This is a genomic window from Microvirga sp. CF3016, assembly GCF_036314085.1.
Lineage (GTDB): Bacteria > Pseudomonadota > Alphaproteobacteria > Rhizobiales > Beijerinckiaceae > Microvirga.
Genome location: NZ_JAYGGM010000001.1, coordinates 72597 through 83257, shown reverse-complemented (window position 1 = coordinate 83257; position 10661 = coordinate 72597). Strand labels below are relative to the sequence as shown.

Genomic DNA, 10661 nt, shown 5'->3' with positions numbered 1-10661 from the left:
TTCAGGCGCGCGGCCCGAACAGGATGAGCGCCGCGCCGATGACGCAGATCCCGGCGCCGGCGATGTCCCAGCGGTCGGGCCGCGCCCCTTCGGCGATCCAGAGCCACAGGATCGACGCGACGATGTAGACGCCGCCATAGGCCGCATAGGCTCGGCCGGCGGCGTCGGCCGGAACCAGCGTCAGCAGGAAGGCGAAGAGAGCAAGCGCTCCCATGCCGGGCACGAGCCACAGGGGCGACCTGTCGAGCCGCAGCCAGGCCCAGAACGAGAAGCACCCGGCGATCTCGGCCAGCGCCGCGCCCGCATAGACGAGGAACGCCATGGCCTCGGATCAACGTCCCTGGAAGATGAAGGCCGCGCCCGCGGCGATGAGGCCGAAGCCGACGAGGTGGTTCCAGCCGAGCGGCTCCTTCAGGTAGAGCACCGAGAAGATCGCGAAGACCACCAGGGTGATGACCTCCTGCATGGTCTTCAGTTCCGCCGCCGAATAGACCGCCGAGCCGATGCGGTTGGCCGGAACGGCGAACCAGTACTCGACGAAGGCGATGGCCCAGCTGGCGATGACGGCGATCCAGAGGGGCGACGTCTTGAACTTCAGATGCCCGTACCAGGCGAAGGTCATGAAGACGTTCGATGCGATCAGCATCAGGACGGGCGCGGTGTGGGGATTCATGGGAAGGACCGGAGGAGAGAGGAGGCAGGAAGAGGAGAAAGCTGCGCCCTGCCCTATTCCTTCGCGCCGAAGTGTCAAGTTGCCGGATGGGCGCGACGCTACCGGGCGCCGAGACGCTCCAGCACCTGCGCTCCTCCGGCGATCTGCGGGTTGGACGGATCGAAGCCCTCGCGCCGCTCGCGCTGGGTGACGAGACCGCGGGCCCGTTCGAAGGCCACATCCAGGCGGCGTTCCCCGCGCAGGGCCTTGTTGAAGAAGGCATCGCCGAAATAGGTCCAGGTCGCTCCGTCGCGGCAGCCGAAGGACGGCCGGTCGGCGGCTGCCGCCGTGATGACGAGGGTCCGGGCATCGGCCAGTTCCCGAGCGAAGACGCCGGAATAACACGCCGAGACGATCACGACCCGGTGCTGCGCCCTGGTTCGGTCGAGCAGCTGCCTGACGTCGCCCGGCGTCATGAGGCGGGCATCGCGCCCGGCCACCAGACCGATGCCCTCCGGCGCCCCATGGGAGGTGAGGACGAGCACCACGATGTCCTCGGCCGGATCGAGAACCTGCCCGGCAGCCGTGGCGGCCGCCATCAGGGCTTGCGGCGTCGCACCGGCCCGGCGCTTCGTGTTGAAGCGGACGATGGAGCGTCCCTTCGCGTCGAGCTGCGTCTCGAGGATGCGCGCCGCCCCCTTGGCCTCGCTCTCGAACACGCTCTGCGGCCCCCAAAGACCGAAGGAGAGAACATAGACGTCGGTTTGCCCCGGACGCTGCGGCGCCAGTCCGACAGGCTCGGCCCTGCGAGCCGTCTGGCCATAGGTTTGGGCCGGCACGTTGAGGGCGACGAGGAGCCCCAGCACACAGGAAGCGATCAACCGACGCATGAAACCATCCCAACCTCGGTCTACTCTATGCGCAACAGTCTTTCAGCGCCAGGGGCCTACGCACGGTGCTGAACCGAATCCCCTCTTCCGGGTTTCCCTGTCAGTCCCGTCAAGATTCATTCCAAGAGGGTTTTATGGATATCGCGCTCGACAAGGTTTGCGAACTCATTCTCCGGGTCAGGGCCATTGAAGTGAAGGAAGGCATCACTGATCCGGCGTCGGGCTCGAACCCGATCGACGACGGCAGCATCGACGCCCTCACCTCCTCGCCGGACGACGCCACGGAAGACGAGCTTCGCGACGTGATCGCGGGCCTCAACGACGACGAGCGCGCCGACCTGATCGCGCTGGTCTATATCGGCCGCGGCGACATGGAGCCCGAGGAATGGGGCGCCGCCGTGCGCCTCGCCCGGGAGCGCGAGGAATCGAGCTCGCTCTCGACCGCCGACTGGCTCATCGGCATCCCGAACCTTGCCGACCTGCTGGACGAGGGCCTCAACGCCATGGGGCGCAGCTGCGCCTGAGGCCGAGATCGCGCCAAGTTCCCATTGAAGCTCCCTTGGCGCTGCTCGATCACATGGACTTCGGCATCGCGGCAATGTCCCGAACGGTTCCGTTGACGCCGGAGATCATTCCGACCTCAGAGGCTTTTCCGGTTGTGAGATCGACTTTGTAGAGGGTCTTGCCGTTCATCAGCCAACCCTCGTTCATGGCGTCTGTGGACACGATGTCGAAGGCAATGGCGCCCGCTTCCACTCCCAGCATGCCGACGGAGTTGAGCACGCCGTCATTGGGCGGCGCTTGCTTGACCAGCACGCCGTTGGCCTCGACGTCGTATAGTGTCGTTTCCTTGGCTCCCTTCATGGAATTGGTATAAGCCCCGGCCACGACCTTGGGCATCTTGCCCTTGTGCATGTCGGTTTCGGCAAACTTCAGCTGGCCGTCCTTGGTGACCTTGCCGTCCTCCACGTTGGCGCGAAGGTTCATGCCGTCCGAGCCGATGATCCGCAGCCTGTCCGCCACGGGGTTGAAATCGACGGTGGCCATGGTGCCCGGCGACAGCATGGTGTCGAGCTTGGACTTCATCGTCGCCTTGCCGGTCGCCGGATCGACCGTCACCACCGTTCCGTCAGCGACGACGCCATAGAGCATCCCGTCGGCCGGGCGAACGTCGATGCCGATGAGCGTGCCGGAGAGACCGGAAATCTTGATCGACCTGTCGACCTTCTTGCCCGCCACATCGACGATGGCGATCGTGTCGTCCCCGACAAGGGCGGCGACGCTTTGTGCGTGAGCGGCACCTGCCAGCAGAGCCGACCCGACGAGAGCCGCGGCCCATGGTGTGAACTTCATGATGAATTTCCTCCGGCTGAGAGCGCCGGTCGGTCGCGACCGGCATTGCGCATACCCGCCGCGATCCTCTATGGATGCAGGGGGCGTGAATTATTTCGGCGGTTCTGCATCCAGACGCCGGGAGCCGGTGTATTGCCGGCAGGTGGAAACGGAGATCTCGCGTGAAGGCAGTGCTGGGGGAGATGGCCTCCCCGGCCTTGGACCTGAACAACGCCCTCGGCCAATGTGCGAAGGGCGACCGCCGGGCCTTGCGCGCCATCTATGACAGCGAAGCGCCGCGGATGCTGGGTGTCGCCATGCGCCTGCTGCGGCGCAGGGCCTTGGCCGAGGAAGCCGTGCACGACACGTTTCTTCAAGTCTGGCGCAAGGCGGACGGCTTCGATCCGGACCGGGGCGAAGCGCGCTCCTGGCTCTACGCGATCCTGCGCAACCGTGCGCTCAACATCCTGCGCGGCGAAAACCGAACGGATCTGGTGGAGGATTTCGAGCCCATGGGGCTCGTGAGCGGAGAGGAGAACGCCGAGGCCGTGATGCTGCGCCTGTCGGATACCGGGAGCCTCAAGCGCTGCCTGGAGCGCCTGGAGCCCGCACGGCGCCAGGCGATCACCTTGGCCTATATCCACGGCCTCAGCCACGGGGAGCTCGCCGGACGTCTCGGCGTGCCGCTCGGCACGATTAAGTCATGGATCCGCCGTGCTCTAATCTCGCTGCGGGAGTGCATGGCATGACGCGCGACGATCAGGACCGCATGGCCGCCGAACATGTCCTCGGCCTCCTGGAGGGCGAAGAGCGCGGTGAGGCCGAGCGCCTTCTGGCCACGAACGTCGCCTTCCAGGTCCTCGTCGAGCAATGGCGCCAGCGCTTCGCCGAATGGGACGACACCGCAGCCGACCTGCCGCCGGGCGAGCCCCTCTGGCAGCGCATCGAGGCGGGGATCGAGACGCAACCGGCGGCCGCGGCCGGTCGCCCGGCGCCCGTCCGGGCCGTGCAATCGCCGGGTCTCCTGCAGGGTCTCTGGACCAGCCTGCGCTTCTGGCGCAGCTTCGGGCTCGCCGGCGCGATGGCGGCCCTCCTGCTTGCGGCGGGCCTGGGCTTCTTCGCCGTCAAGGCCTCCCGTCAGCCCGTCCTGGTGGCGGTGCTCATGAGCGAGACCAACCAGCCGGGCGCGGTGCTGCGTACCTTCGCCGACGGCCGCGCGGAACTCACCCCGCTCGGCGACATGCAGATCCCGCACAACCATTCGATCCAGGTCTGGACCTTCCCCGACCCGGCGGGCGCACCGGTCTCGGTGGGCGTCGTCCACACGGCCAAGACGGTGCTCCTGAACCTCCAGAACCTGCCGCAGCCGCATTCCGATCAACTCTTTGCGATATCGGTCGAACCCCTGGCCGGCTCGCCCACGGGACAGCCCACCGGCCCCGTCGTCATGAAGGGAACAGCATCGACGGCCCTGTGACGGCGCCCTATTTGTGACACGGATCAAGTTGATACTTTCGGCTAATCCCAAAGGAGGATCCCATGATTCCGCGCCAGCCGCCGGAGAGTCCGGACGACGACGAGCAGAGCGAGCTTCTGCAGGCCGTCAACGCTGCTCTCAACGAGATCACTCCCATCAACGATCCCGCCGAGGTTCAGCCCGTCACGGAGACGCAGCAGGCCAAGCCTTCGGATGAAACCGAGGTCGAGATCGACCGCATCGAGGCATATCTGAGGGGTCCGACGGCGTTCACCGCCTGACCCCGAAAAATTTCTCTTCACACAATCGCGATCCCGCATCCAAACGCCATCATGCGGGGTAGCCGCCCTGAAGGTTGAGCCTTCGGTCTCCGGCCCAGACGCCGGGATCCTCCTCCAACCAATTCAGGGACACGATCCATGAACATTCGCATCGCCTGCATGACCGCCGCCCTTGCGCTCTCGGCTTCGGCTCTCGTGCTGTCACTGCCCGTGACGGCGCAGGAGCAGACCAAGACCGTCGGCGGCGCCCCGATGTATGCGTCGAAGAACATCGTCGAGAATGCCGTCAATTCGAAGGACCACACGACGCTGGTGGCCGCCGTCAAAGCGGCGGGGCTCGTCGAGACCCTTCAGGGCCAAGGTCCGTTCACGGTCTTCGCGCCGACCAACACGGCCTTCTCCAAGCTGCCCGCCGGCACGGTCGATACGCTCCTGAAGCCCGAGAACAAGGCGCAGCTCACGGGCGTGCTCACCTATCACGTGGTGGCAGGCAAGATGACGGCCCAGGATCTCGTCGCGAAAGTGAAGGAAGGCGGCGGCAAGGCCATGCTGAAGACGGTGCAGGGCGAGATGCTGACCGTCACGCCGTCCGGCAACACGCTCACCATCACCGACAAGAAGGGCGGCAAGTCCACGGTGAGCATCGCCGACGTGATGCAATCCAACGGCGTGATCCACGTGGTCGATACCGTTCTGCTGCCGGGTTGATCGTCATCGTCAGAATGCACGCAGAGGGCTGTTGTCGAACAGCCCTCTGCGGTGTTGTTCGTGCCGCGAGCTTTAGAGCATCGTGCGGACCCAGAGGGCCGCGTCAGCGAAAAGTGGACCCGGTTTTCCGCATGATGATCTCATTCAAAGAGGAAGCATCGGATCAGTCCCGAAAGCACCAGGCTCGTACGACGGAAAGGAATACGGAAGGTGGGTTACAGCCTGCTTATACGTTCCACCAGTTCAAGGATATTTTTCTTCAAGCCTTTCTTTTTGATGCTCGCAAATGCCTCGAGCAGTTTGGTCGCGTCTTCATCGTCAGCAACCTTGAACAGCGTTTTCATATTTTCGGAAGGCTGGGGCTGGGTCCCGGAGTTTGGGTAGAAGCAATCGATGGACAATCCTAAAACATGAGCAATGCTCTGAAGGCGAGCCGCCCCTACCCGGTTCATCCCCCTCTCGTATTTTTGCACCTGCTGAAACGTGATTCCGATGGATTCGCCGAGCTTCTCCTGACTCATTCCGACTGCCATACGCCTGAGCCGAATTTGACAGCCGATATACCGGTCAACGTCACTGGGTGATCTCTGCGCCTTACTCACTGTCTGCTCTCAGTGCACATCCTTCGAATACGGCGGAACGTAAAAATTAGTCGTGCGCTTGATTTCAAGAGCGACCCTCTGTCGATCGGCAGCTGACATCGTCCGTATTCTTTCCGCAACGTAATCGTTGATCTTCGGCCAATCACTTCCAAAGCGATCAACTGCCTCCTGACATAATTTGGCTAGGCTTATGTGCCTACGACTATTGCGTTTGGTCATTGGCAATATCTGTTCAACATAGATGTAGAACCGCGATACATCTTTGGGGCTTCAAGCAGCACTCTGTGCAGTGTTCATTGCGATCGTTCCTCCGTACGCACCAGAAGGTCGGTTCATGCAAGAAACCACCCCCTACTCTTTCAATCATGACAATTCGATTCGCGTCGAGATCGTTACTACTCCTGAACAACTTCTACATGCCTATGCAATTCGGGCAATCTGCTTCATGGAAGAGACCGGCATGCCTGCGAGGCAAGCTTATGATGGCAATGACTACCAAGCAACTCATGTCGTTGTTTATGCGGGTGACGAGCCGATTGGAGCAGCCCGGATCAGATGGTTCAAGGACTTCGCCAAAATGGAGCGTACGAGCTTCCGAAAGGCGTGGAGAGATCCTCGAATTATCAAGAGAGCGGCAGAATTCATTTTTGAACATATCGCACGCAAAGGCTATCGGCATGTCATTACCCATGCCAATCCAAAGCTTGCACGGTTATGGCGAACAATGCTGGGCTTCAAGCACGCGAGCGGCAAGAAGCCTTTGCTCTTTGAGGCTCATGAGGCGCCCTACATTGAGCTCATCAAAGAGCTAATCCCTCCATCCGATGCCATATCCGTCGAAACTGATGCCGCTGTTCTCACTCGCATCGAGGGCTCGTGGGATACCCCTTCGAAATTTGAGGCCATCGAACCATGAAGCCCCAATCTCGACCCGCATTTCCTGATTTCCCCGCCCAAAGTTCGGCAACTCCGACTGAATATTTTCGCTCTCAGCTGCAGGAGGCTGTGACCCTTCATACGATGATGTTCGACAAATTGCTTTTTGAAGGGCAAGAGCTACCCTTGGAACTCGCGGAGCTTTTCGAAGATGTCGCGAATACCTATCTGAACTTCTCGGAAAAAATCAGCAACGAGTACCTTTCTCGACGTACCTAGATGTTGAAGAGCTTCTTGATCCCGTCGTCGAATTGGTTTGCCGGATGACGCAGGCGAAAGTCAGAGCTGAACCAAGGATTGGTCTCGCTGAAGATCTCGCAAAGCCAGTCGAAGACGATCTTGACTGGCCGTGAATCCAAGCGCTCCGTCAGGGCCAGAGCATACAGAGGAATGTCGATCTTCACATCCAAGCTCAGGGGAACGGCATTGGGCTCCAGAACCACATAGCTTCCGAGAAGCCCGATACCGAGGCCTGCCTTCACGAGCATTCCGTAAGCCATTGAGTTGTCGCAAGCGTGAACGACCCTTCCTTGGCTCACGACGTGGTTCCATGCCTCCCACAGTCTGGCTTTATTGCTGTAAAGCTCGGACTGCAGGAAGGTATGTTTCGAAAGGTTTGAACCCGTCGGTATTCCGAATTGATGAATGTACGATTTTGCGACGATTGGAATGAAGTGCAGATAGCCAAGCTGCCGCACCGAGACATCCGTCGCATCAACGGGGCTGAACCCGATCATCATGTCGGTCTGATTCTCGCGCAGATTGACGACATTCATCGGGCTCTTGAGATGCAATTGGATCTTCGGATGGTCCACGGAGAACGAGGGGATTGCAGGCGCCACAAAGAAGGTGTTCAGGCCGTCCGTGATGCTGATCCGGACGATCCCCTCCGCATCCTTGGTTTCGGCTTTCAGATCGGTCGTCAGAGCATACAACGAGTGATCAAGCCGGCTCAAAGCCTGAGCCAATGCCTGCCCTTTTACGGTTAGCTTGACCCCGTGCTTCGTCGAAACGAAGAGCTGAGACCCCATCTGGTCCTGCAGCCTTTTGACTTGGCGACTGACTGTAGGCTGACTCGTGTTGAGGATTTCCGCGGCACGGTTGAATGACTTCGCCTTCGCAACTGCGAGGAAGACCCGCAATTCACCCCAGAACTGACCACTTAAGATACTCTCATCGTCTAGCGACGTGCGGTTGTGGTAGCCGAACGGTTCCATTTTCCTCTATACACGTATAAGTTTATTGATATAGAACCTATCTACTACTAGGTGACACAGTTCATACCGTACATCAAGGTCGAAGCTTCCTTAAGAACCGCACATGACGATATTCCTATGAGCTGACATCAGCTGCTCTGACGTCGCAAATGAGCCCTCGGAGCAACTGCCTTTCAATACAGTTCCTCCGAACTATGCTCATGGTTATCGGGCCAAGGATCGCGTGGACCCTCACCTCCCTCACGTCGCAGGGCTGTGCGAAACGAAAAGGGCCGCATCCGAGCGGCCCTTTCCTTCAATCAGATTCGTCGCAAACGCTCACAGCTTGCCGAGCTTGAGGAACTGCGTCTCGCCGGAGGAATCGTCGACGCCGTCGTTGTCGGTGACGATGTAGGCATCGCCCGCCGCATCGACGGCGAAGCCCTCGACCTTGTCGAGCACGTAGCCCTTGGCGGCTTTCAGATCGGGCAGAAGATCGCGCACCAGGGTTTTCTGCACGAGCGGGAGTTCGCCACCGAGCTTCACGGGCTTCATGTCCGCGAGAGACACCGCATAGAGCTTCTTCATCGTCGCCTTCTCGGCGATCTGGTTGTCGCGCTCGATGATGATGACGCGATCGCCCGTAGCGGTGATCTCGGACAGGCCGATCCAGCCCACCTGGGTGCTGTCGAGCGGATAGCGCACGGCGCTCCAGCTCTTGTCCGACGGCTTGTAGGCGAGGAGCTTCACGGCGTTCTTGCCGTCGTCCGCCCATTCGCGCTGAACCGCGAGCCACACGGTCTCGTCAGCACCGGAGCCGGTGACCGTGACGCCCTCGAAGCCGTAGTTCTTCGCGCCCTTTTCGAGTTCCGCCGGAACGGCGATCTCCTCCTGGATCGCGCCCTTGGCATCGACCCGGACGAGCAGGTTCTTCACGCCCTTGTCCAGATTGCCTTCGGAGGCGAGCCAGAAGCCGTCGCCAGCCGTCGCAATGCCTTCGAGATCGAGCTTTTCCGCCGCCGCGCCGTTGCGCGTTACGAGCGCTTCGGCGGTGATCAGCGCGGGCTTCTTCGCGGCGTCGATGGTGAGGATGCGCGGCGCGCCGCCATAGACGCTGTCCGTCACCGCGTAGAGCCTGCCGGCCTGTGTTTTATCCGCCGCGAGCCCTGAGAGCGCGCCCCAGCCGACAGGCAGGCCGTCAGCGTTCTTCGAAGAACGGATTGTCGGGTAGGCGGGCGCGGGACGTTCGGCGCGCTGGTAGATCATCACGTGCGGCGCGGCCCCGCCTTCACCGTGCAGATCCGTTTCGCTGGTGGCCACGAAGAGGTTGCGCGACGGGATGGCGATCAGCCCTTCCGGTCCGATGCCGGTGGGCAGCACCTGCAGGAGTTCCGGCGCGGTGCCGGTGTCGCGATAGACGGCCACGACCGACGCGCGCTCGGAGCCGACGAAGATCAGGTTGTCGCTGCCGAAGCGCCCCGTCTCGACCCCTTCGATCTCGGCGCCCTTCTTGTTGCGCTTGTCCGGATAATGGCCGAGCGCGACGATCTCGTGCTCCAGGCTCGCGCCGGATTCATAGGCGACGCTGCCGTTCCTGTTGAAGATGGTGAAGCCGCGCGAGCCGCCCTTCCAGTCGCCTTCGTTGGCCGTCACGAAGCGATTGTTATCGATCCAGTGCACGGCGTCGGGCTCGCGCACGACCTTCTCCATGGAGCCGGTGAGCTCGATCTTTCCGTCCTTCTTGGTGTCGATGGCCTTGAGATCCACGCTGCCGGCGGAGAAATGCGCCTCGACCGCGCCGGTCTTGCCGTCGACCACGGCGATGTGGTTGTTCTCCTGCAGGGTCACGACGACCTTGCCCTCATCGGACACGTCCACGTATTCGGGCTCCGGATCCTCGCCGGCCACCGCCGCGAGACCCGTCAGGCTCACAGTCTTGAGCCCCGCGCAATCGACCTGATCGCCGTTGAGGGAAGCCACCACAAGCGAACCGGCCGGCAATTGCGGAAGCGCGCCCTCGTTGACTTCCTCGTTGCGCTCGTTCTCGATGGCGATGGCGAGAACGCCGGCATTGGCGGCCACGGAGTCGGGCTGGCCCGGCAGCGTGCATTCCGCCGTGATCTTGCGGTCGGCGAGGGTCACGGTGACGAGTTTGCCGCTCGGGCTGGTGAAGCTCTCGGAGGTGTTGACGGCCACATAGGCCTTGCCGCCCACGACCTTCACGGAGGTGGGCTCGCCGCCGACGGCGAGCGATCCGCCGGCCTTGGGATTGGCCGGATCGGTGATGTCGATGAAGCCGAGCGCCTTGCGCGGGCTGTCGGTGTAGATCAGCAGCTTGCCGTCCTCGCTCGCCGCAATGATCTCGGCCACGGTGTCGGCCTTCTGATCGGCGTCCTTCGGCAGATTCGCCGTGATGGGGAAGCTCGCGATGCGGTCGAAATACTCCGCCGCGGAGGCGCCGAGCGCCGTGCCGGACAGGAGTGCGGCTGCGAGCGAGCCGATGATGAAGGAACGGTGCATGGGATCCCCCGCAAGACGGTCAAGGTTAGCCGGATCCTCATGCGCTCCGCCCATGACAGGCCGATGA

The 10661-nt window shown here is 61.9% G+C and carries 14 protein-coding genes; 7 read left to right on the top strand and 7 right to left on the bottom strand.

The genetic code is table 11. The annotated features are described in order from the left end of the window. Window position 1: 1 nt before the first annotated feature. From VB672_RS00500 to VB672_RS00490, 3 genes are all read right to left on the bottom strand, one after another. Window positions 2–322, bottom strand: coding sequence for a YnfA family protein (locus VB672_RS00500; RefSeq protein WP_329782203.1), 321 nt, complete (start codon window positions 320–322; stop codon window positions 2–4). A gap of 9 nt (window positions 323–331) precedes the next feature. Then, window positions 332–673, bottom strand: a complete 342-nt coding sequence (locus VB672_RS00495) for a DMT family protein (RefSeq protein WP_329782202.1) — start codon at window positions 671–673, stop codon at window positions 332–334. A gap of 98 nt (window positions 674–771) precedes the next feature. Beyond that, on the bottom strand, window positions 772–1542 hold the full coding sequence (locus VB672_RS00490) for a C13 family peptidase (protein WP_329782201.1): 771 nt from the start codon (window positions 1540–1542) through the stop codon (window positions 772–774). A gap of 134 nt (window positions 1543–1676) precedes the next feature. Between VB672_RS00490 and VB672_RS00485 the strand changes: the two genes are divergently transcribed. Continuing rightward, on the top strand, window positions 1677–2066 hold the full coding sequence (locus tag VB672_RS00485) for a DUF3775 domain-containing protein (protein WP_329782200.1): 390 nt from the start codon (window positions 1677–1679) through the stop codon (window positions 2064–2066). A gap of 49 nt (window positions 2067–2115) precedes the next feature. Here the strand turns inward: VB672_RS00485 and VB672_RS00480 are convergent, their stop codons facing one another. Beyond that, complete coding sequence (locus VB672_RS00480) at window positions 2116–2895, bottom strand: DUF4394 domain-containing protein (protein WP_329782199.1); 780 nt, start codon at window positions 2893–2895, stop codon at window positions 2116–2118. A gap of 182 nt (window positions 2896–3077) precedes the next feature. Here VB672_RS00480 and VB672_RS00475 point away from each other — a divergent pair, with 182 nt between their 5' ends. The 4 genes from VB672_RS00475 (at window position 3078) to VB672_RS00460 (ending at window position 5340) form a co-directional block, all read left to right on the top strand. Continuing rightward, on the top strand, window positions 3078–3623 hold the full coding sequence (locus VB672_RS00475) for a sigma-70 family RNA polymerase sigma factor (RefSeq protein ID WP_329782560.1): 546 nt from the start codon (window positions 3078–3080) through the stop codon (window positions 3621–3623). Beyond that, window positions 3620–4351: an anti-sigma factor gene (locus VB672_RS00470; protein ID WP_329782198.1), complete on the top strand. Its 732-nt coding sequence runs from the start codon at window positions 3620–3622 to the stop codon at window positions 4349–4351. The genes VB672_RS00475 and VB672_RS00470 overlap by 4 nt, the downstream gene beginning before the upstream one ends. 62 nt (window positions 4352–4413) lie before the next feature. Continuing rightward, on the top strand, window positions 4414–4632 hold the full coding sequence (locus VB672_RS00465) for a hypothetical protein (protein ID WP_329782197.1): 219 nt from the start codon (window positions 4414–4416) through the stop codon (window positions 4630–4632). 138 nt (window positions 4633–4770) lie between these two features. Beyond that, window positions 4771–5340 (top strand): fasciclin domain-containing protein, encoded by a 570-nt coding sequence (locus VB672_RS00460; protein WP_329782196.1) that lies wholly within the window; start codon window positions 4771–4773, stop codon window positions 5338–5340. Between the two features lie 215 nt (window positions 5341–5555). Here VB672_RS00460 and VB672_RS00455 read toward each other — a convergent pair whose 3' ends face one another. Continuing rightward, the gene (locus VB672_RS00455) at window positions 5556–5861 is read right to left on the bottom strand and encodes a helix-turn-helix domain-containing protein (RefSeq protein WP_442931881.1); all 306 of its coding nucleotides are present in this window, start codon (window positions 5859–5861) and stop codon (window positions 5556–5558) included. 415 nt (window positions 5862–6276) lie between these two features. Between VB672_RS00455 and VB672_RS00450 the strand changes: the two genes are divergently transcribed. Both VB672_RS00450 and VB672_RS00445 read left to right on the top strand, forming a co-directional pair. After that, window positions 6277–6858 (top strand): hypothetical protein, encoded by a 582-nt coding sequence (locus tag VB672_RS00450; RefSeq protein WP_329782194.1) that lies wholly within the window; start codon window positions 6277–6279, stop codon window positions 6856–6858. After that, window positions 6855–7097, top strand: coding sequence for a hypothetical protein (locus tag VB672_RS00445; protein ID WP_329782193.1), 243 nt, complete (start codon window positions 6855–6857; stop codon window positions 7095–7097). The genes VB672_RS00450 and VB672_RS00445 overlap by 4 nt, the downstream gene beginning before the upstream one ends. Here the strand turns inward: VB672_RS00445 and VB672_RS00440 are convergent. After that, on the bottom strand, window positions 7094–8095 hold the full coding sequence (locus tag VB672_RS00440) for a LysR family transcriptional regulator (RefSeq protein ID WP_329782192.1): 1002 nt from the start codon (window positions 8093–8095) through the stop codon (window positions 7094–7096). The two genes, VB672_RS00445 and VB672_RS00440, sit on opposite strands and share 4 nt — an antisense overlap. A 318-nt stretch (window positions 8096–8413) precedes the next feature. Beyond that, window positions 8414–10594, bottom strand: a complete 2181-nt coding sequence (locus VB672_RS00435) for an esterase-like activity of phytase family protein (protein ID WP_329782191.1) — start codon at window positions 10592–10594, stop codon at window positions 8414–8416. Window positions 10595–10661: the final 67 nt, after the last annotated feature.